The sequence below is a fragment of the Fibrobacter sp. UWB7 genome, from assembly GCF_900142945.1.
Taxonomy (GTDB): domain Bacteria; phylum Fibrobacterota; class Fibrobacteria; order Fibrobacterales; family Fibrobacteraceae; genus Fibrobacter.
In genome coordinates this window covers 208,947-230,988 of the sequence record NZ_FRCO01000001.1, presented here as the reverse complement: position 1 = coordinate 230,988, position 22,042 = coordinate 208,947, and the positions used below count along the sequence as shown (strand labels likewise).

The window sequence follows — 22,042 nt, the reverse complement described above, 5'->3', positions numbered from 1 at the left end:
GTGGTCATGAAAGAATACGCTCCTGCAAAAATCAATTTGTTTTTAGATGTAATCCGCAAGCGTGAAGACGGTTATCACGATTTGGGAACGGTCTTCCAGACTATTGACGCTGGCGATACGGTCGAAGCGACACTTCGCGAAGATGGCGAACTCCACCTGACGTACAACGAACCGCAGAACTATCCGCTGGAATCCGACCTCGTGTTCAAGGCGGCCAAAGCGCTCAAGGAATACGCGAATTGCGTTCTCGGAGCCGACATCCACCTCACGAAGGTCATGCCGCTTGGAGCTGGCCTTGGCGGTGGCAGTGCCGATGCTGCGGCAACGCTCCGTTTGCTCAACCGCCTGTGGAACTTGAACCTCCCGTTCGAAACTTTGGAATCCATTGGTGCCCGTCTTGGTGCCGATGTGCCGTTCTTGGTTCGCGGCGGGACCGCTTTTGCCGAAGGCATCGGCGAGCGTTTGACTTTTGTGGAACCGCTGGACCTCCCGGAAGGGGCTGCACTCCTCATTGCGACTCCGCTTGATTCTGTCCCGACGAAAGACGCTTATGCGGGTGTCCCGAAGTCAGGGCCCGACCGCTGGGAGCGGTACAAGGCCGCATGGGATTCTCAGGTACAGGTTTGCTTGTGTGGGGAACCTGCCACAGAAACGCCGCACCATGAAGATTTGTTTGAATTAGTTCTCAATCCCGAAACTTGCTTCAACGCGTTCGAAATTTCCGTGTTCCCGACACACCCGCTTGTAGCCGAAATGAAGCAAAAATTCATTGAACTTGGGGCCGATGTCGCCTTGATGTCTGGTTCGGGCGCCTCCGTTTTTGGCATTTTCAAGACCAAGGAACTTGCCGAAAAGGCTGCCGCTGCAATGAAACCGATTTCCCGCTACCAGACCGTCACCAAATTCTGGCATAGGTAGTGCCGCTTTTTTGTCAAAATGTGCGAAAAATGACTTTTTTCAGCTCTTTTTTTGCACGTTTGTCTTTGACAAAAGGGACTTTTTTACTATCTTTGTCGCACCATTGGGGTATCGTCAAGTGGTAAGACAACGGATTTTGATTCCGTTATTCGTAGGTTCGAATCCTGCTACCCCAATGAATTTTTTTTATCTAATGGAGATAACACAATGGAACTCACAACGCTCAAAGCTGCCTCGAGAGTGCTAGGTGCAAACCGCGACAACGCCCGTTTGCGTAAGGCTGGTCAGATTCCGGCCGTCTATTATGGTAAGGGTATCGAAGCTAAGAACATCAGCGTCAGCGAAATCGACTTGCGCAAGGTTCTTGCTCCGGGCAAGCGTTACACGCTTCTTGACCTCGAAATCGATGGCAAGGCTGGCAATCCGGCTCTCGTCTACAGTGTCCAGAAGGACGCTCTCACCCAGAAGATCACGCACGTTGACTTCATCAAGATCGCTGATGACGAATTCGTTAAGGTTCGCATCCCGGTCAAGCTTTCCGGTCTCCCGGTTGGCGTGAAGACTCAGGGCGGTCTCTTCTCTCAGGAAGCTCGTTATCTCATGCTCGCTGCTAAGCCGGCAAGCATCCCGTCTGTTCTCGAATTGGACATCTCCAACTTCGAAACGAACGTGACCTTCTACGCTAAGGATTTCAAGCTCCCGGAAAACGTTACGCTCGCTTCTGGCCCGCGCACCGTTATCTTCACGATTTCTTCTAAGTCCAAGAAGAAGGACGCTGCTGCTGCTCCGGCTGCTGACGCCGCTGCCGCTGCTCCGGCTGCCAACTAATTCTGGCAACAAGCTGAAAGGCTTTAAGAGACCTGCTCCGATTGGGGCGGGTCTTTTTTTATGTGAAAATTCTATATTTTAAGTTATGAAATTACTCAAGCTTTTATCTTGCCTTTCTTTTATCGCCCTTCTTGGGTGTGCTAGTTCTGAACCTGTCGTGCAGCAACAGGATAGCAATGCTGATGAAGTTCGCGCAAATTCCGCAAAAGCGTATAGCGAACTCGATGCAGAAAAGTAACGATATTTTTTAAGGTTTTATTATGTATTTAATCGTCGGTCTTGGAAATCCTGGAACGCAGTATTCGAACACGCACCACAATGCCGGTTTTATGGCAGTTGAAAAGCTCGCTGACCCGAGCAAGGACTGGAAATCGGAACACAAGGCGCTCACCATGAAGGTGAACATTGCAGGCGAAGAATGCCTCCTCGTGAAGCCGCAAACCTATATGAATCTCTCTGGTGAAGCAGTGCAGGCTCTGATGACGTGGTACAAGGTCAAGGTCGATCATTTACTCGTTTTCAGCGACGATATTAATTTGGATGTAGGCCGTATCCGTTGCCGCAAGGACGGTAGCCATGGCGGTCAGAATGGACTCCGCAACATTATTGAACATGTGGGCGACAAGTTCCCGCGCATCCGTTTTGGCGTTGGCAAATGCCCTCCGAAATTTGACCTCAGCAACTGGGTCTTGGCGAAGTTCTCGCCCGAAGACCGCCCGAAATTCGACGAGGCCATCGCGAAGGTTCCGGCGCTAGTGGAATGCTATTTTAAACTCGGCATCGAAAAGTGTATGGAACGTTATAACGGAAAGTGACGCCGCTATATGCAACTGATACATTAAAATTGTTATGAGCTCGACTAGTGATTAACTTGTCGGGCTTTTTTATTATATTGAAATTAAACTTTTGGTGGAGAAACGCATAATGAATAAAATGGTCATTATCGCTTTCGGTATGGGACTTTCGGTGGCTGCTTTTGCGCAGGATTTCTGCAGCTCGGCCAAACATACTGGTGCAAGCAAAAAAGTGAATGGAAACGAAGTGAGCTCGTACAACGGTGTCGGTTACGAGCTTTGGTACGATAGGGCTACTTCGGGTTCGCTTACGATTTATGAAGACGGATCCATGTCTTGTTCTTTCCAGAGCGCTGGAGACTACCTTTGCCGTGCAGGGCTTTCGTTCGATAGCGACAAGAAGTATAACGAACTTGGCGGCGATATGCTTGCGGAATTCAAGCTCGTGAAGCAGAATATCAATGGTGCCGATTACTCCTATGTCGGTGTCTACGGTTGGATGGAAGAAGTTTCGAAATCCCCGAGCAAACTGGTCGAATATTATGTTGTCGATAACTGGCTGACGGGGTGGAGGCCTGGCGATTGGGTCGCTAGCCATAAGATGGGCGATTACACAATCGATGGTGCCAAATACTCCGTTTATTGGGGTGAACATACGGGGCCGGCCATCAAGACACAGGGCAATACGACTTTTTTGCAGTATTTCAGCATTCGTGAAAATGCCCGTGATTGCGGAGTCATCAATATTAGTGCTCACATGAGACAGTGGGAAAAGCTGGGCATGGAGATGGGAAAACTCTACGAAGCCAAGGTCCTTGGCGAAGCCGGAAGCATGGGAAACGGCGTTTCCGGTACGGCTGATTTCCCGCACATAAAGGTTTACGTCAAAGGTGAAGAAGTTCCGTCGTCCAGTTCCGTTGCTTTAAGTTCAAGTTCTGTGGCGTCGAGTTCCTCTGAAACTGTGCCGAGTTCGTCATCGGAGAAGGTAGCGAAATCTTCGAGCAGTGTTGGCGGTTCTTCGAGTTCGGGGACCGATGCGATTCCGTTTACGGTACAGCGCTTTGACAAGGCGGGGATTTATCAAGTGTTCGATATGCAGGGAAATTTCCTCGGCAAGGTTGAACTGAAGAGTGGTTTGTCGCTTAAGCAGGCTGTAGCAAACAAGTTTGCTCGTTCGTCCGTTTATCTGGTCAAGCGTGGGGCCTTTGCCAAGACGATTGCAGTTGAACGCTAATACATCGCTTCAATAAGCCTCGTTGTTACCCCGGAACATGTCCGGGGCTGTTTTTTTGAGGCTCGGTTTTGTGTTTTTCCTGAACGAAAAAGCCGATTTTATATTATTTTTGCCATTGACATAGAGTCTTGCGGAAATCTCTGTTTCAGCATCACTCGTTTGAAGAGTTTATTAGCTCTTGTTCTCTGCGTGAAATCTGCAAATTTCTAATAACCGGGAACAAGGCGAACGCTCACGTAAATGCGATTTTCGAACCGTAGCAATGCGGCTCGTTTAGGCGTATTTCGACAAGAACAGCAACGTTCATCGTGTCATTGCGAGCCTTTCGCATGGCATCACGGATTCGTTCCGAGTGTCATTGCGAGCCGAAGGCGAAGCAATCTATACGAAACTTGCTGTGTTTTCTGTCGCCCGTATTGGGGCGTGGGTCGCTCGCGTTTATCGGTTATAGGCAATGCAGAGCCTCACGCAGGTAAACCGTAGCGATTCCACGCCTTCTTTTTTAGGTGTTGTTCATTCGGACAGTTCAAGAGCCAACTGGAGAATGACGACATGGCTATTAAGAAATCGCAACTTTATAATACCCTTTGGGAAGCTTGTAACGCCCTTCGTGGAGGCATGGATGCCTCGCAGTACAAGGATTATGTGCTGGTGGTATTGTTCCTCAAGTATATCTCGGATAAAGCGAAGTCGGATCCGAATACTCTCATTTCTGTCCCTAAGGGTTGTAGCTTTTACGATGTAGCAGAACATATCAACCAAAAGACTGTCAACGAGAAGATGAACTCCTCGCTGGAGAAAATCGCCGAAGAGAACGGTTTGGAAGGCGTAATCAACACTGTTGATTTTGCTGATGAACAGAAGTTGGGCAAAAGTGATGAAATGATTCGTACCGTTAGCCAGCTTCTCAAGGTTTTCCAAAACGAAAGTCTCGATTTTTCGAACAACCGTGCTGCCGATGACGACCTTATTGGTGATGCCTATGAATATTTGATGCGTAAGTTTGCATCGCAGTCGGGTAAAAGTAAAGGACAATTCTACACGCCTGCCGAAGTGAGCCGTGTAATGGCGAATATCGTTGGAATCAATAAAGACACTCGAAAGTCCAACATTTCCATTTATGATCCAACTTGTGGCTCCGGCTCTTTGCTTTTGAGGGCGAGGGCAGAAGCAAGACGCAACAATGTAAGTCTTGACGGTCAAGAAAAAGATCTTGCGACAATCGGCATGGCTAAGATGTCGATGATTATCCATGGGGTCGAAACCGCTTGCCTTGAACATGGCGATACGCTGAATAATCCGCTTCACAAGGACGATGAAAAGACTCTTCACCAATTTGACTACATTGTGGCGAATCCTCCGTTTTCAATGAAAAGTTGGATGAAGACCGCTAAGGCTGAAGACGTTTTTGGACGTTGGGGAACGGCGGAAGGGCTTGCTCCCGTGCCGCCTAATGGCTGTGGCGACTATGCCTTTTTGCTCCATATAGTAGCCTCGCTTAAGCCCGATGGTCATGCAGCCTGCATTTTGCCGCATGGTGTTCTTTTCCGTGGAAACGACGAAGCAGCAATTCGTGAATGGCTTGTTCGCCATCACCTGATTAGCGGAATTATCGGGCTCCCACCAAATCTCTTTTATGGTACGGGGATTCCTGCTTGCATTATTGTCATTGACAAGAAGAACGTTCTTGAATCTAAGGGTATCTTTATGATTGATGCCAAAGAAGGTTTTGCAAAGGATGGCGATAAGAATAGATTGCGTGAAATGGACATTCGTCGAATTGAAGATGCCTGGAATGCCCATCAAGACATTCCTCATTTCGCTCGGTTTGTACCTTACGAAGAGATTCAGGACTCGAAGAATAATTTCAATCTCAACTTGCCTCGTTATATAGCTCCAGAAGATTCTGAAATTCAACAAGATATTACCGCTCATTTGCATGGGAATATTCCCGCTTACGATGTTGATGAAGTTTTCTCGCATTATTGGGAGGTTTGCCCTTCGCTCAAATCTCAGCTTTTTTCAAAGTTGAATAAGGAGTATTACAAATTCAAGAAAAGTGAGGCTTCAGAAATCAAAAAGATTATTGATGCGAATATAGACTACCAACGTCATTCTGCTTTGTATAGACAAAGTGTCGCAGACTTCTTTGAATCGAAAAACACTGAAATGAAGAAACTCCCGCTAGGCTTCAATCCGAAGGAAAAAATTGAACAGTGGGGGAATGCTCTTTTAGAACAGGCTGAAAAACAGCAACTTGTGAATCCTTATGAAGTCTATGAAATTCTGCTTTCTTACTGGGCAGAGACGATGCAGGATGACTGTTATCTTATTTCTCGTGACGGTTGGAATATTTCTGTCGGTACGGATAAAAAGAAACCGACCTATAGGGATATTCTCTGCGATTTGGTTCCTGTAGATGTTGTGGTGAATGAATATTTTGCGGCTGAAGAATCTGCTATTGCTAATCAAGAAGCGACAATTGAAGAAATCAATTCTCAGATTGCGGAAATGGAAGAAGAAAATCCGCAGGAACTTGGTGATTCTGTTTCGGTTATCAAGTCTAAACTTGAAACAGCTTCGCTGCCGTTGCCTTTTGAAAATGAAGAACAGGTGCTGCTTGAATTTTTGCCGTTGCTTGCAATAAAGGGTAAGGAGGGCAAAACCAAGCAGAATGCGTATATGACGAAGTTCAAGAAAATTTTTGCTCAGTTTGATAAGGTAAGCAAGGCTGCGATAACGAAGCGTATTAAACAGATTCCTCTTTTGAATGAAAGCCTTGATGAAGAAACAAAAGTTTTGTATGAAAAATATGTCGCACTGCAAGATAAATTGAGTGAGGAAAAGGACTCGCTCAAGGAAATGATGGTTGAAATGTACCAAAAAGTGAAGTCGAAATACGATTCGCTTACGGAAAAGGATATTCGCCATCTTGTGGTGGATTGTAAGTGGCGTGGAACACTAACGGCCCGCACCGATACACTTTTGACGGATGTTTGCCAAAAGATTACGACGGATATGATCGCCTTGCGTGACCGTTATGCACATACATTGCCGAATATTGAAAATCGTGTGAATGATTTGCGTGAAAAAGTAAATGAATCGCTTGCCGCGATGGGTATCAAACTTTAGTTCGGAGGCGTTATGAAAGAAACGAATTTTAAGCAGACCGATATTGGGTTGATACCGGAAGATTGGGAAATTGTAGATATATCTTCTGTTGTTGATAATTGCTGTTATGGAGTGGGTGCTGAAGCTGTTAAATATAATGGTGAAGTCAAGTATCTTCGTATTACAGATATTGATGACGAAAGTCATGCTTTTGTTCCAAAACCATTGGCGTCGCCTTCTTTTTTTGATGATGACTATTTTGCTAGAAAAGGTGATTTATTTGTTGCTAGGACTGGAGCTAGTGTTGGCAAAAGCTATTTGTATAAGGAATGTGATGGAAAACTAGTATATGCGGGCTTCTTAATTAAAATTCATATTTCAAATGCAGATCCTTACTATGTTTTTCTAAATACGCTTACAAAATATTATAGTAATTGGATTCTCTCTGAATCTGCACGAACTGGACAACCAGGAATAAATGCTCAGCAATTAAAATCTTTTGTTTTTCCTATTCCACCGACGATTGAGGAACAGGAAAGAATTGCAAATGCGTTAAGTCAAGTGGATGATTTGCTTGCCGCTCTTGATGAACAAATCGAAAAGAAGAAACTCATCAAACAAGGTACGATGCAACAACTCCTCACAGGAAAAACTCGCCTTAAAGGATTTGATGGTGAATGGGAAACTGTGAAATTGGGACAATTGTTGGATGTTGAAAAAGGTCAACAAGTAAATGGTGATGAATTAAATGATTTTGCGGGATTTCCTATGATGAATGGAGGTGCCACACTATCTGGGTATTATACGGACTATAACTGTGAGGCTGATAATATTATCATAAGTGAAGGTGGAAATTCCTGTGGCTTTGTCAACTATATGCGGGAACGTTTTTGGGCTGGTGGACATTGCTATATAGTTTCACTTATTCGAAAGGATGTCATTTTATACATGTATAATCTATTAAAGTATAATGAGAACTGGATTATGGCTTTGCGAGTAGGAAGCGGGTTGCCGAATATTCAAAGAAAGGATTTGTTAGATTATGATGTTTTGTATTGTTGTGATATAAATGAACAGCAGGCCATTGCTTCAACGCTTTCCACGATGGATGATGAAATCCAAACATTGCAAGAGGAACGCGATAAGTATGCTCTTGTAAAGCAAGGCATGATGCAGCAACTTTTAACCGGGAAAATCCGCTTGAACTAGGAGATTCTTATGGCAGATGAATTTGAAAATTCGCAGGTGCCCACTGAACGCGAAACGCAAAATAAAGTCATCAGAATTCTCCGAGACTTTGACAATTACGAATATTTGGGGAATCTTTCGGAACAAGAAAATAAACCCTACGTTGAAAGTATTCTTAAAGAGTTCCTAATCAAGCATCAGGGTTGCACAGAAAAACAAGCCGAAGAAGCGACGAAAAAGTTAAGAGACCTTGTCGCTCAATGCCATGGTGAAGATTCTCTATACGACGTAAACAAGGCCGTTTACAAGATGCTCCGCTATGGAACATCGGTAAGTCAGGGCTTGGGTCGTCCTAGCAAAAAAGTTTTCTTCTATGATGCTGGCACTCCTGAAAATAACTTTTTCCACATCGCCGAAGAGGTGACCGTTCGTCGATTAACAGGAGAGGATAAACACCGCCGCCCTGATGTTGTCATTTATGTAAATGGTATTGCTGTATGCGTCCTTGAACTCAAAAAAGCGACTGTCAGTGTTCGTGAGGGCATTCGCCAAAATATTCGAAACCAGCAGTGTGGTCAAATTACTCCGTTTTTCTCGACAGTGCAATTACTTCTTGCCGGTTCCGAAAGCGAAGGCGTTTATTATGGTACGATTCTAACAAAGGAAAAATATTATCTCCGTTGGAAAGAACCTGTCGGGGCGCATTATCATTCTGCGTTGTCCAAAGAGCCGACTTACAAGGTTATGTTCCCTGCAAGTGAATTCAGCAATGAATTGCATCGTTCATTGTTGCAGATGTTACGCCCAGGGCGATTGATTGATTTTATCAATAACTTCGTTGTCTTTGATGGTGGTATCAAAAAAGTCGCTCGCCCAAACCAGTATTTTGCATTGCAGGCAGCAAGAGAACGATGCCTCAATAATGAGGGCGGTATTATTTGGCATACGCAGGGGAGCGGAAAATCCCTTACAATGATATGGCTGGCTCAATGGATTTTAGAAACTATCCCAAAATCAAGAGTTGTCGTTATCACTGACCGCGATGAACTTGATACGCAAATTACCAATGGCTTTATTGATGCCGATAAACACCCTGTTCGTGCAACATCGAGTGAGCATCTTATCAAGATGCTTAACGGAACCAATGATCGTCGTGATGAACAACCTGAACCGGATTTAATCACAACGTTGGTGCATAAATTTGGTATTCATACCCCTGTGCAGCAAGGTGGTGATTCTCGTAAATTGCGTAATAAAGTTCCTGTCGATTATTATTTGGAGCAAGTTGCAGAACATCTGCCTAAAGGCTTTAAGGCAAAGGGAAAACTTTTCGTATTTGTCGATGAATGTCATCGTACTCAGGGTGGTGTGTTGAACAAGGCTATGCGAAAAATTATGGGCGATGATGTTATGCTCATTGGTTTTACAGGCACCCCTCTATTCAAGGTTGATAAGGATAAGCTTACATCAAGAGAAGCGTTTGGCCCTTGGATCTCAACTTATAAGTATGACGAAGCCGTCCGCGATAAGGTTGTGCTTGATTTGCGTTACGAGGCTCGTTCCGTTGATCGGATTGTATCGGATAAAGAAAGCCTGGATGAATTATTCGAAAAGATGACGGAAAAACTTACACCAACGGCGAAAACTCGATTGCAAAAACGGTGGGCTGTCATGCAAAATATTTATTCAGCACGAGAGCCGATAAGTCGTGTTGTCGCTCAAATAAAGAAAGACTTTACCCTGATTCCTTGTTTGCGAGAAGGTTGGGGTAATGCCATGCTGGTCGCAGACAGTGTTTATCAGGCGTTCCGTTATTGGTCTGAATTTGAACGAGATGGAGAATTTGCCGGGAAAACAGCCGTTGTTACGTCGTATGATGGCAAGGAACCTTCATTGACTGAAGGTTTTTCAGATAGTATAAAAACGCAGGCTGAGTTTAAGCATGAGCAATTCATCAAGATGATTGGGGATAAAACTCCAGAAAAGTTTGAAGAATATGCTAAAAATGAGTTCGTGAATAATCCCGGTTCAATGAAAATTCTTATCGTAGTCGATAAACTCATTACGGGATTTGATGCTCCTGCAGCAACTTATATGTATATCGATAGCGAAATGCATAACCACACATTGTTCCAAGCGATATGCCGAGTGAACCGCACTAATGGCGAAAGGAAACAGTATGGCTACATTGTCGATTACCGAAAACTATTTGATGATATAACCAACGCCATTGAAGATTACACGAATGGAGCCTTTAAGGAATTTGACAAGCAGGATGTGGCAGGCCTCTTAAAAAATCGCTTGAAAGAAGCAAAGAAAGATTTAGATTACGCTATTGAAAAGGTCCATCGCCTTGCTGAACCTGTAGAATTGCCGCGTGAAATGAGTGATTTCTTTAATTACTTCTGTTGTAATCCTGCTGAAATTCCAGAGGCTGAAAAGCAGCAGGAAAAAATTGCTCAGAACCAAAATAAACGCGAAGACTTCTATAATGCTTGTGCTGAATTGGTTCGTGCCTATACCGCAATTGCACTAGAAATGGATAAGGTCGGTTACACCAAAGAAGAATCTGACCGAATCTATAAGGAAGTCAAGAAATTTGATGATTTGCGAACAGCGATAATGCATAATAGTGGCGATTTTGTAGATCTGCATACTTACGATGCCGATATGCGAGCTCTGCTTGATGATTATATCGTTTCGCCTCGTGCAGAAGTTTTGCAGAAATTAGATGATTTCTCGTTCCTTGATATTATTGATGTGAATAGTGATGGAGAAGGGGCTGAGCTTGGTGTCGATGACAAGACCGAAGAAGAACTTGGCGGAAAACGCGGTGTTGCTGAAACTCTTTATCAGAATGTGCGTAGAGTCATTAATCGCAAACGAGATACAAACCCCGAAGAATATCGCAAGTTCTCTGAAAAAATTGATAGATTGCTAGAAGAGTATCAGCAAAGTAAGATTGAATATAAAGAATTGCTGAAACAAATAAAGGAATTGACGGAACAGCTTAAACAGCAAGATACTTCTGACCCTCGTTTAGACAATGAGCTTAAGAATGCGTTGTATGACAACTTGGGAGAAAATGTTGAACTTGCTTTAAATGTTTACGCCGCTGTTGAACGAAATGCTCAACCGGGATTTCGCAATAATCCAATGAGAAAAAGAATCGTAGAACGGGCGATTCGAGCGGCTCTGTCTGATACGGATTACGATGTAAATGCTATACTTGCGATTGTAATAGCACACACCGAATTCGTTCCATGATTATTGACGGCATTGACATACAAGTAGAATACAAACCCATCAAGAATACTCACCTTGCTGTGTATCCTCCTGATGGGCGTGTTCATGTGTCAGCTCCGGATTACCTTACGGAGGATGATGTCCGTAGCTATGTTGTCAGTAAATGGGATTGGATTATTCGCCAACGAACTGTTATCGCGGAAACGCCGCGACAAACTGAACGTCAATTTGTCAGTGGCGAAAGTCATTATCTGTTTGGAACACGATATTATTTGAAAGTCGAAGAGATTTCATCAGGGCTAAGTGAAATTGTAATTCAAGGAACGAAAATGATGATGAGACTAAATAAGGTTTCAAATCGTCGAGCCTTGATGCAAGATTTCTACAGAACAAAACTGAAAAACTTTTTGGAAGAAGTTATAAGCAAATGGATGGTTCAGTTGTCTATTTCCAATTTTACTTGGCAAATCAAGATGATGAAAACGCAGTGGGGAAGCTGCACAAAAAAATCTCGTATTTTGCTTTTTAATCTAGAATTAGCCCGTGTTCCTAAAGAATGCATCGAATACGTTGTTGTGCATGAACTCACTCATTTGACTGTTCCAAGCCACAATCGTGTTTTTGAAACTTTGATGACGGAACGCTTACCGCGTTGGCGTGAAATTCGCAAACAACTCGGTGATTTCATTGCCTCTGAATGGAATGGATAAGTTTTTCAAGAAATTAACCTAAACCTCTTGACAATCGCAATTTCCTAATTTATATTATATAGTGAACAAATGTTCATTTTGTGGTAAGCACTATTTAAATGCCTCGCTGTTTTACGCTTGTCTGCGAGGAAGGAGTGAAAGATGAAAGAACGTAAGTCCCTCAAGGACTGTATCGTGAAACCGGGCGAGAAGAGTCCCTTCGCAAATCTTCTTATTGATTTGGCGTTCAAGAAAGCATTCGATCCGGACAAGCCCACTAGCCGCAACAATCTCATCAACCTGCTGAATGACCTGCTTGAACCGCAGCTTAAGCGGCCAATCAAAAACGTGTGGACTCGCAATGTCGCAAAGAATCTGAGTGGTAGCAAAGAATCTCGCACGGCAATTTTCGATTTGCACTGTAAAGACGATATGGGTAATTTGATTGAGATTGAGGTGCAAATTCGCGAGATGGATAATTTTATGAAGCGTCTGGCTTTCTATGCGAGTGAGCTGGTGGCCAATCAGGCCGAACCTGGTGAAGAGTGGAATTACGATGTTCAGCCGACATACGTAATCGCGTTGACTCGTATTCATGTTTTTGATGACGAAAATGCTGTTCACCGTGCCGCCGTGACAGATTTGGAAACAGGCAAACAAGTTATGGATACATACAACTATGCTGTAATTGAGCTTTCTAAGGTTCCGTTTTTCATTGAGAAAACATCCAGTGATTTAAGCAAATGGCTGTTCTTCTTCCGTTACTTGAACCGCCTCAAGGAACTCCCCGAAGAGTTGAACGAGTCCAAGTTTCAACAGTTGACGGAAAGCTCGAAAGTGTCTAACTTTTCAAAAAAGGAATTTGAGGCTTATCAGCGTATGCATCACGAAAAATGGGATCACAATGTCATGGTGCCGGGCATTTTCAAGGAATTCGCGACGGAAATCAACGCAAAGATTGAAGAACGTATTTCCGATCGAAATCATGAAATAGCCAAGAAAATGGTTGCCGCAGGCAAGTTGTCTGATACAGAAATTGCAGACTATTCTGGTCTATCCGTAGAAGATGTTGTCGTTTTGCGGAGTCAAATGTGCGAGTCGGATTAATATCCTGTAGTCCTTGCCGAGCCTATTGATTCTTGTCTTGAGGCTTGCTCGCCTTGCTTATGCTCTTTTTTACATATTTCTAGCGGTTTAGAGCTAGGATTTAAAACCGAAAATTACTATATTCAATGCGCAAAAGAGGTACTTTATGAAACTTTTGCCAGAAGCTTTGACGTTTGATGACGTCTTACTCGTTCCCGCTGAATCTTCTGTTCTTCCGGCTCAGACGGATGTGAGCACCCAGCTCGCCCCGAATATCAAGCTGAACATTCCTATAATCAGTGCTGCAATGGATACCGTTACGACGGCTCCCTTGGCTATTTCCCTAGCTTTGCAGGGTGGCCTCGGTATTATCCACAAGAATATGTCCATTGAAGACCAGGCCGAAGAAGTTCGCAAGGTCAAGCGCTGGCAGTCCGGTATTGTGACCAATCCGGTGACGCTCGATGCCGATGAACCGGTGTCTGCTGCTTTTGAACAGCGTGCTCGCAACAAGGTGAGCGGTTTCCCGATTCTCTCCAAGGGTAAGCTCGTCGGTATGCTCACGAGCCGCGACCTCCGCACCGTTAGCGACATGAACGTGAAAATTAGCACGGTCATGACCAAGGATCCGGTGACGGCTAGCCCGAAGGTGAGCCTCGCCAAGGCGAAGGAAATCCTCGCCGAAAAGCGCATTGAAAAGCTCCCGCTCGTGGATGCTTCTGGTGCTTTGAAGGGCCTCATCACGATGACTGACATCTTGAAGCGCGAAAACAACCCGAACGCAAGCCTTGACAAGAATGGTCAGTTGCTCGTCGGTGCTGCTGTTAGCACTTCTGCAAATACTCTTGAACGCGTTGCTGCCCTCGTGGACGCAGGCGTTGACCTGTTGATTATCGATACGGCTCACGGCCACCACATCGGTGTGCGTAACATGGTGAAGACCGTTCGCAAGAAATATCCGAAGCTCACGATTTGCGCCGGTAACGTCTGCACGCCGGAAGCCGTCGAAGAACTCGCCAAGTGTGGTGCCAACATTGTTAAGGTGGGTATCGGTCCGGGTTCCATCTGTACGACCCGTATCATTGCTGGTGTCGGTTACCCGCAGTTCTCCGCTGTCGTGGAATGCGGCAAGATGGCTCGCAAGGTCGGCGTGAAGATTATCGCTGACGGTGGCCTCAAGTTCTCTGGCGACATCGTTAAGGCTCTCGCCGCTGGCGGTCACGCTGTGATGGTGGGCTCCTTGTTTGCCGGTACTGAAGAAGCTCCGGGCGAAGTCATCCTCGCTGACGGTCGTAGCTACAAGAGCTACCGCGGCATGGGCTCTCTCGGCGCCATGAAGGCTGGCTCTGCTGACCGTTACTTCCAGGGTGGCGTTCAGGAACCGCGCAAGTTTGTTCCGGAAGGCATCGAAGGCCGTGTTCCGTACAAGGGACCGCTCCGCGACACCGTTTACCAGCTGATTGGCGGTATCCACTCTGCTATGGGTTATGCCGGTGCTGCTAACCTCGAAGAACTCTACAAGAAGGCAACGTTTGTCCGTATTACGGGCGCTGGCCTCCGTGAATCTCATCCGCACGATGTGACCATCACGAAGGAAGCTCCGAACTACAGGACCGGTGACTAATCGTTTGCTGAATACCCGAGCTTAATCGGGAATAACCTTTGAAAATCCGTTGCATACAAGTGCAGCGGATTTTTTTATATATGTTGCAAATAAATTTTAGAATAATATCAAAGAAGGAGTTGAAAATGAGATTAGTGAAGTTGATGATTCCTATGGTTCTTGCAACTGCAATTTTGGGCTGCTCAGGGACAAAGCAACACAAGGATGCGTCCTGGACACAAAAACCGGCTAGCATGAACGTCTTGTTTACGGAACCTGTAGTTTTGAACAAAGAAAAAGATTCTGAAGACTCTAAGGAATGGACCGTTTTCCCGTGGTTTTATACAAGTGCGAATGATGCTTCTGGAATGTCAACATTTTCCGAAAAAACAGTGGATTCGAGAGACACGCTCATGATGTCTGAAAATATGGAAAAAATGAAGGAGTGGTTCTCGAGCAATGTGGACAACACGCTTAAGTTTAACTCGAATGTTCATTATAAACTGGATGGTATCTCGAAAGACAGTCTCACGTATTCTGTAGAGGTCTTGGATGGCGATAGTCTTCGTGTGCCAAAGCCGGTTTCGATGTCTGACGGTGCCGAAGTTTATTTTGTGCTAGACAGTATCGAAATGAAGTCTTACCAGAACTTGAATCTTTATAATTCGGGCTTAAGCACGCCTGCTTTTCCAATCCCGGTTATGGGGTGTCGAACAAACAACTGCGTCAAGATTTCGGCTTCATACGCTTTTTATGATGCAAAGGCTGGAAAACGAATGGATTTTGGACGCTTGGATGAAGATCAATGTTCCAAGGAACGGGTAATCGAGCATGACTGGGTAAATGTTTTACGAGAATTGATTTTACACATGATCGAGAAAACTCCAATTGCGCAGTTTTAAATAAGGATCGCAGCTTCTCCAGGCTGCGTTTTTTTGATATATATTAGGAAAAAGAGCTTTTTGAAAAGGAGATGCCCGCTTTCGCGGGCATGACAGCAAGGTAGCGTTTTTTATGAATAAAAGGTCACGTTCGAGTTGGTTGTTGGCGGCTGTGCTCGCAGGTTCGTTTGTGGTGCCGTTTGCGTTTGTGGCGTGTGGCGATTCGTCTGATGGCTCGCCGGTTGCGGTGGGTGAGGGCTCCTCTTCTTCTGAGATGCTGGCTGAATCTTCGTCTTCTCAAGAATCCGCGAAGCCATTGAGCAGCTCTGCCCAAAAAAACGCAAGTTCATCGTCGGTGAAGTCCGAAAGCTCGAGCTCGGAAAAGTCTGCGGAATCTTCTTCTGAAAAGGTCACGCAATCATCAAGCTCTAGTGCCGAGAAGGCCGCAGAATCGTCTTCTTCCGAGAAGCCTGCGGAATCGTCGGATAGCGGTGTTTGCACGAACTGCGATAGCTTTACTGCGGCAGACCCGACGCTTGTTGAAAATGGTGGCAAGGGTTCCGTGACAACTTACGGGAGCATCACTGCTAAAGAGACGAGTCTCGGTGGCGCCTGCAATTATGGACAGACGAATATCCAGTATTATGCAGCCATCCATGTGAATGTTTCTCCGGGGGATGATAAGGGCCCGTGGGATGGTGGCATGGCATGTGGCGGCTGCGTTCACGTGAAGGCGAAGACGCCGGATGGCTGGAAAGAGGTGACTGTGCGCATTACGGACCGTTGCCCGGATGCAAACTGCGGTGTGGATTTGGGCGGTGCGCCCGCTAGCGACATCATGGGAATCCAGGTCGGTCGTTATTACGGCGAATGGGAATTCGTGAGTTGCGAAGGAATCGAAGGCGTGTGGGGCGATTCCACATCCATTTGGGTTAAAGAAGGTGCAAGCACGTATTGGAGCATTATCCAGGTGCGCAACCCGAAAGATGCTGTCCGCAAAATTGTATTCAATGAGTTGGATTGTGACAAGTCTTATACGCTTGAGTTTGTTGTGGGGACGGAAAACTTCTGGACCGTTCCGCAAGAAATTTTGCAGTCCAATAAAAAATATAGCGTAGTCGTTACGTATCGCAGCGGTACCGATGACGAATGGATTTTAAAGGGTTCTGATTTGGCGGTGCCGGAAGCGAACCTTTATTTGTACGAACACCGGAAGAAATAGAAAAACGGCGCCTCGCGGGCGCCGCTTCTCGTATAATTTTGTTTTACTTGTTCAAACGCTCGGTTGCTTCGGCGACTGCGAGCAAGTCCGCTTCCTGGAACGGCTTGCCAATCCACTGGAGGCCAACCGGGAGTCCGCCTGCCATACCGCACGGAACGCTCACGCCCGGGAGACCGGCGAGGTTCAAGCTAACGGTGTAGATGTCGGAGAGATAAACTGCCATCGGGTCGGATTCGTTCATGCCGCACTTGAGCGGGAGACCCGGCATCGTCGGGCTTGCAATCACGTCGCAAGTCTTGAATGCTTCGGTGAAGTCGTCTGTGATGAGGCGGCGAACCTTCTGGGCCTGCACGTAGTAAGCGTCATAGAAACCGGCGGAGAGAACGTAGCTTCCGAGGAGGATGCGGCGCTGCACTTCCTTGCCGAAACCTTCGCTGCGGGACTTGGCGTAAAGGTCGAAGAGCTTACGAGCTTCGGGACTGCGGTAGCCGTAACGCACGCCGTCGTAGCGGCTGAGGTTGGAGCTTGCTTCTGCCGTTGCAATGATATAGTAGCTCGAAACTGCGTAGCTGATGTGCGGGAGGCTCACTTCCTTGATCGTGGCACCTTCGGCTTCCATCTTCTTAAGCATGTTTTCGATGGCGGCCTTGCATTCTGCATCGAGGCCTTCGCCAAAGTATTCCTTCGGAACGCCGATGACCTTGCCCTTAACTCCGGTGCCGAGCTTTGCGGTAAAGTCTTCGGTCGGGCGAGTGCTCGTGGTGTTGTCGTGCGGGTCAATGCCGCAAATAGCACCGAGGAGCGTGGCGCAGTCACGAACGGTTGCACCGAACGGACCAATCTGGTCGAGAGAGCTTGCGTAGGCGAGGAGGCCGTAACGGGAAACGCGGCCGTAGGTCGGTTTCAAACCGACGACGCCCGTGCAGGCTGCCGGCTGGCGGATGGATCCACCCGTATCAGAACCGAGAGCGCAGGGAACTGTGCCTGAGGCGACGGCGACTGCGGAACCACCCGAGGAACCACCCGGAACGCGGGATTCGTCGAGCGGATTCTTGACCGGGCCGTAGTAAGAGGTTTCGTTGCTAGAACCCATGGCAAATTCGTCCATGTTCGTCTTGCCGACGATGATGGCGCCTGCGGCTTCGAGCTTTTCAAGTGCCGTTGCAGTGTAGGGGGCAACAAAGTTATCGAGAATCTTGGAGGCGGCCGTGGTGCGTGTGCCGGTCAAGCACATGTTGTCCTTCACGGCGACCGGGATGCCATCGAGAGCGCCCAGAGACTTGCCTTCGGCGCGGCGCTTGTCGCTTTCCTTAGCGCGTTCGAGAGCGCGGTCGTTCAGCACCGAGATATAGGCGTTCAAATTCTTTGTAGATTCAATTTTTTCGAGGGAAGCTTGTGCGAGCTTTTCGGCAGTGGTACTGCCGTTAGCCAGTTGAGCCTGAAGTTCCTGAATAGTCTGCATTATCTTTCTCCGGACCATTTCATGATGTAAAGAGCTAAACCCATGCCAACTGCACTTAGGGCATTCACCTTGAAGCCAAAACCAAGCGCAAATTTGACGAGGTACAAATCAATGACGACGGGCTGCGGGGTATCGCCAGAAAAACCGATACTGTAATCGGCAGCCGCTGTAAAAATGTGATGAACGCTGTTATCGTATCCACCGGCGTTCAAGAGGACTCCGAGTTCGCCAAACAAAGCTCCGAGAGCTTCGCTCATGATGCCGCCTAAAATGAGGCCGACAAAAATAAAGAGGACGACACGTGCCAATGAGTTCTTGTGAGTCATGCCGCAAATATAGTATTTTAGTTATTGGTTGTAGGTACTAACCCAAATCGATATCGGGTGAAACCTGTATCGTGAAGTCGGGGTAAAGCTCAGCTGCTTCGCTCTTGATGGTATCGAGGGCTTCCTGGGCGTTCACACCGAATTTGATGACCACGTCAAAGCGCATTTCCTTGGCTTCGATGTCCACGTAAAAACCGTGCATCTGGAGCGCCCAATCGTGTGACTTGACTTTGTCTAAAATCGTGTCGCGGATTTTGGCGGATTCGTCGTTTTGGGTGTTGTAAGAGTAAACGCCGATAGCGGTGAGGATGACGCCTGTTTCGCGATAGACTTTCTTTTCGATTTTGCGCGTGAGAGAATCCAGGTCGGCGACAGTCATGGTGTCGGGGAGTTCTACGTGCACGGAGGCGAGTTTTTTTTCGGGACCGTAATCGTTGATGACGAGGTCGTATGCGCCGTGGATGCCTTCTTCGCTGCGGATGAGGCTCTTGATTTGCTTGGTGAGTTCGTTGTCGTTTTTCTTGCCGAGCAAGTCGCTCACGGTGTCCTTCAACATTTCAAAGCCGGCCTTGATAATGAAAATGGAAATCAGAACGCCGACGTATGCTTCGAGCGAGAGTCCCGTGAAAATGAAGATGAGTGCCGAGGCGAGAACGGAAAGGGAGAGGATGGCATCGAAGAGCGCGTCGGAGCCGGAGGCGATGAGCGAACCGGAATTTACGCGTTCTCCTTGCGATTTCACGTAACGCCCGAGGACGATTTTTACGACAACAGCGATGGCGATGATGACTAGTGAAACGGTGGAGTAGTCGGCTTCTTCGGGGTGGATGATTTTTTTGACGGATTCCACGCAAGAGGTGATGCCCGCGTAAATCACGATGGAAGCGATGACCATGGCGGTCAGGTATTCAATGCGGCCGTAACCGAGCGGATGCTTTTCGTTGGGCAATTTTCGCGAGAGTTTGTTGCCGACAATCGTGATGATGGACGAGAGTGCGTCCGAGAGGTTGTTTACGGCGTCGAGAACGACAGCGATGGAGTTCGCCATGAGGCCGATAACCGCCTTGACGCTTGCGAGAATGACGTTGGTGACAATCCCGACAACGCTAGTTCTGACGATGACCTTATTGCGGTTTTCTTCGTTGTGCTTTTCTTCATTGCAGTTCTTTGCCATATGATTCTCCTACTAATTTTTCTTTGGATTATCGCTTTGCTCTAATCCCAAATGCTAACCTCGGTCATGCCAAAACAAGTTTTGTCGCGACTCTCGGCTTTCGCATTTGTCGTCTCTCGTCTATTTTATGCTCCAGTCGATGGGCTCAAGTCCTTTGCTGACAAGGTAAGCGTTTGCCTTGCTGAAGTGCTTGCAGCCGAAGAATCCGCGATAAGCCGAGAGCGGGCTCGGGTGCGGGGCGGTGAGAATCAGGTGGCCGCGATTGGGGGCGATGAGCACTTGCTTTTTGATGGCGAAGCTGCCCCAGAGCAAAAAGACGAGGTTTTCGCGGACCTGCGAAAGACGCTGGATAATCGTGTCCGTGAACTGCTGCCAGCCAATGCCTGCGTGGCTTGCCGCCATGTGGGCGCGCACCGTGAGCGAAGCGTTCAAAAGCAAAATTCCCTGGTGGGCCCAACCTTCCAAATTGCCATGTGGTGGCGGTGTGATGCCGAGGTCGTCGTGCAGTTCTTGGAATATGTTCACGAGGGATGGCGGCGGCTCGATTCCAAACGGCACCGAGAAGCAAAGACCGTGAGCCTGACCCGGATTGTGGTACGGGTCTTGTCCGATGATGACAGCCTTGACTTTATCGACTGGGCAATAGTCGAGTGCTGCAAAAATCTGCGGTCCGGGAGGATACACCACATGATGTTCCGCATGTTCCTGCAAAAGTTTTGCCTTGATTTGCTTAAAATACGGCTGTTCGAACTGGTCGGCGAGCAGTTTTAGCCAAGATTCTTCAAGTTTAACGGACATAGTATAGGTTGTAGGTTATAGGTTTTTAGGGGCGGCTCAGCCGCTTGTCATGCCCGCGGAGGCGGGCATCTCCTTTACAGGATTCGCGAGTATCGCGATTTTCTCGCCGTCGAGGCGTGTGTAGAATAGCGTTGCGCTGTTTTTGCCTTTGGGCTTGAGGCGTTTGATTTCTTGGTCGGGGTCGACTTTGACGCCTCGCAGCTTGAGCGTGAGTTTTCCGATGTCGTGCGATTTGAGCATCGCGCGGACGGCGCCTGTCGAAATCTCGGACGATTCCAAAATCTCGTAGTTGGCGAAAGCGGGGGCGGGGAGTGGTTTTTCGCTGGTTACGTAAGCTATGCCCGGCGAAATCAGGTGCGTTGTTTCGTCGTGGGCGAGGGCAACCACTCCAAAGAGGTGGCTGCGGAGCAACACCGGTGCGGGTTCTGCGATGAACTTTGAAATTCCGCCAAGAGGCAAGTCGGATTCGCTGCTTGATGTGCGGTAAACTCGGTCGCGGCCTTCGAGTTCGTAGTTATGGTCGTATTGCGATTGTTCGCTCTCGTTGCGGGCTTCGCGCTTTTCGTCGCGGGTGAACGTCCAGTTGGCAATTTCGTTCCCTGTTTTGTCGACCATCACAGCGCGCACGTGGTCTGGATTTTGGGCGAGTTCGCCGAACAGCACTAAGCATTCGCGGCAGTCCGTGCGTTGCCCGATGTACAGGATTTCTGTGCCTCGCGAAATTTCGCAAATGGGGTAGCCGGGCGGAATTTTTGCCATGCCGCCTTTGTAGTGCTTCGAAATTTCGATGACTTCTTCGAATGTGGGCGTGAGGTTGCGCATGTCGCGTTGGTTCTCGCCTTCAATCGCGCGGCGGGCAGGGTCAATCGTGAAATAATCGGCTTTGGGGCGGGCGAGCGTCGCATTCTTGGAATCGTTTTCTTTGGCGACTTCGCGGACATCGGCGAGGATGGTATGTGCGTTGCTGGCTTCTGGCGAAACGCCTCGCATCACGCTGCTGTTGTAGCGGTACATTGCAAGTCGGTTTTCGTCGAGGTCAACGCCAATTGCAGTCAGTTCCTTCGGCAAAAAGAAGGAATCGCCTCCCATGCCGCAGCAAAGGTCGTGTACGACGGGGGTGCCTTCACTACTGTTCTTGTTCGTTTGGCGAGCGCATTCCCAAAGCGTAGCTTTCCAGCGTCCGATATCTTGCGCGGTGCTCTGTTCCAGCGCTAATTTGTCGCAAAGGAGGAATTCGGTGTTTTCGATTCCGAATTTTTCGCGAAATTTTGGCACGAGAGCCATATAGTCCATAATGGCGGCTCGTTCTTCGTTGCTGAATTCCTTGGCTAGCTGCGTCGAAACTTGCAATGCATCCAATTTTTTCTTGGTTGCAAGCTTGATGAAATCCTGAACTTTAGCCGAAGTGAGTAAATCCGCGTTGAACATGCTAGAAATTTAATTTTTATGCGGGAATTTTACAATTTAAAATTTTGAGGATTA

The 22,042-nt window shown here is 47.3% G+C and carries 18 protein-coding genes and 1 tRNA gene; 14 read left to right on the top strand and 5 right to left on the bottom strand.

Going from position 1 to position 22,042, the window contains the following annotated elements; all coding sequences use genetic code 11:
• Window positions 1-6: 6 nt before the first annotated feature.
• The 14 genes from ispE (at window position 7) to BUC30_RS00900 (ending at window position 16,800) form a co-directional block, all read left to right on the top strand.
• Window positions 7-918, top strand: coding sequence for a 4-(cytidine 5'-diphospho)-2-C-methyl-D-erythritol kinase (gene ispE / locus BUC30_RS00960; protein ID WP_073423096.1), 912 nt, complete (start codon window positions 7-9; stop codon window positions 916-918).
• Between the two features lie 104 nt (window positions 919-1,022).
• Window positions 1,023-1,094 (top strand) — tRNA-Gln (locus BUC30_RS00955).
• A gap of 31 nt (window positions 1,095-1,125) precedes the next feature.
• Complete coding sequence (locus BUC30_RS00950) at window positions 1,126-1,746, top strand: 50S ribosomal protein L25 (RefSeq protein ID WP_073423094.1); 621 nt, start codon at window positions 1,126-1,128, stop codon at window positions 1,744-1,746.
• Window positions 1,747-1,831: 85 nt separating this feature from the next.
• Window positions 1,832-1,984 carry a hypothetical protein gene (locus BUC30_RS15990; RefSeq protein ID WP_015732304.1) on the top strand — a complete coding sequence of 51 codons (153 nt, stop codon included), beginning with the start codon at window positions 1,832-1,834 and terminating at the stop codon, window positions 1,982-1,984.
• 22 nt (window positions 1,985-2,006) lie between these two features.
• Window positions 2,007-2,561, top strand: a complete 555-nt coding sequence (pth, locus tag BUC30_RS00945; RefSeq protein ID WP_015732305.1) for an aminoacyl-tRNA hydrolase — start codon at window positions 2,007-2,009, stop codon at window positions 2,559-2,561.
• A gap of 109 nt (window positions 2,562-2,670) precedes the next feature.
• Window positions 2,671-3,774: a glycoside hydrolase family 11 protein gene (locus BUC30_RS00940; protein WP_244536415.1), complete on the top strand. Its 1,104-nt coding sequence runs from the start codon at window positions 2,671-2,673 to the stop codon at window positions 3,772-3,774.
• A gap of 552 nt (window positions 3,775-4,326) precedes the next feature.
• A complete protein-coding gene (locus tag BUC30_RS00935) occupies window positions 4,327-6,906 on the top strand; it encodes a type I restriction-modification system subunit M (RefSeq protein ID WP_073423092.1) in 2,580 nt (859 codons plus the stop codon).
• A gap of 12 nt (window positions 6,907-6,918) precedes the next feature.
• Window positions 6,919-8,094, top strand: coding sequence for a restriction endonuclease subunit S (locus BUC30_RS00930; RefSeq protein WP_073423090.1), 1,176 nt, complete (start codon window positions 6,919-6,921; stop codon window positions 8,092-8,094).
• A gap of 9 nt (window positions 8,095-8,103) precedes the next feature.
• The gene (locus BUC30_RS00925) at window positions 8,104-11,340 is read left to right on the top strand and encodes a type I restriction endonuclease subunit R (RefSeq protein ID WP_073423088.1); all 3,237 of its coding nucleotides are present in this window, start codon (window positions 8,104-8,106) and stop codon (window positions 11,338-11,340) included.
• The gene (locus BUC30_RS00920) at window positions 11,337-12,029 is read left to right on the top strand and encodes a M48 family metallopeptidase (protein WP_073423087.1); all 693 of its coding nucleotides are present in this window, start codon (window positions 11,337-11,339) and stop codon (window positions 12,027-12,029) included. Before BUC30_RS00925 ends, BUC30_RS00920 begins: the two co-directional genes overlap by 4 nt.
• 141 nt (window positions 12,030-12,170) lie before the next feature.
• A complete protein-coding gene (locus BUC30_RS00915) occupies window positions 12,171-13,115 on the top strand; it encodes an Rpn family recombination-promoting nuclease/putative transposase (protein WP_014547066.1) in 945 nt (314 codons plus the stop codon).
• 145 nt (window positions 13,116-13,260) lie between these two features.
• Window positions 13,261-14,718, top strand: a complete 1,458-nt coding sequence (gene guaB / locus BUC30_RS00910; protein WP_073423085.1) for an IMP dehydrogenase — start codon at window positions 13,261-13,263, stop codon at window positions 14,716-14,718.
• A 125-nt stretch (window positions 14,719-14,843) separates the two neighbouring features.
• Window positions 14,844-15,599, top strand: a complete 756-nt coding sequence (locus BUC30_RS00905; RefSeq protein ID WP_073423083.1) for a hypothetical protein — start codon at window positions 14,844-14,846, stop codon at window positions 15,597-15,599.
• 112 nt (window positions 15,600-15,711) lie between these two features.
• Window positions 15,712-16,800 (top strand): expansin family protein, encoded by a 1,089-nt coding sequence (locus BUC30_RS00900; RefSeq protein WP_073423081.1) that lies wholly within the window; start codon window positions 15,712-15,714, stop codon window positions 16,798-16,800.
• 43 nt (window positions 16,801-16,843) lie between these two features.
• On the opposite strand, the gene gatA is transcribed toward BUC30_RS00900, so the two are convergent.
• From gatA to BUC30_RS00875, 5 genes are all read right to left on the bottom strand, one after another.
• Window positions 16,844-18,262 (bottom strand): Asp-tRNA(Asn)/Glu-tRNA(Gln) amidotransferase subunit GatA, encoded by a 1,419-nt coding sequence (gene gatA, locus BUC30_RS00895; RefSeq protein WP_073423080.1) that lies wholly within the window; start codon window positions 18,260-18,262, stop codon window positions 16,844-16,846.
• A complete protein-coding gene (locus BUC30_RS00890) occupies window positions 18,262-18,588 on the bottom strand; it encodes a DUF4321 domain-containing protein (protein WP_073423078.1) in 327 nt (108 codons plus the stop codon). The genes gatA and BUC30_RS00890 overlap by 1 nt, the downstream gene beginning before the upstream one ends.
• 37 nt (window positions 18,589-18,625) lie before the next feature.
• Window positions 18,626-19,762, bottom strand: coding sequence for a cation diffusion facilitator family transporter (locus BUC30_RS00885; protein ID WP_073423077.1), 1,137 nt, complete (start codon window positions 19,760-19,762; stop codon window positions 18,626-18,628).
• 120 nt (window positions 19,763-19,882) lie between these two features.
• Window positions 19,883-20,560, bottom strand: a complete 678-nt coding sequence (ung, locus tag BUC30_RS00880) for a uracil-DNA glycosylase (protein ID WP_073423075.1) — start codon at window positions 20,558-20,560, stop codon at window positions 19,883-19,885.
• Between the two features lie 36 nt (window positions 20,561-20,596).
• Entirely contained in the window at window positions 20,597-21,988 is a 1,392-nt protein-coding gene (locus tag BUC30_RS00875; protein ID WP_073423073.1) for a class I SAM-dependent methyltransferase, read from the bottom strand.
• Window positions 21,989-22,042: the final 54 nt, after the last annotated feature.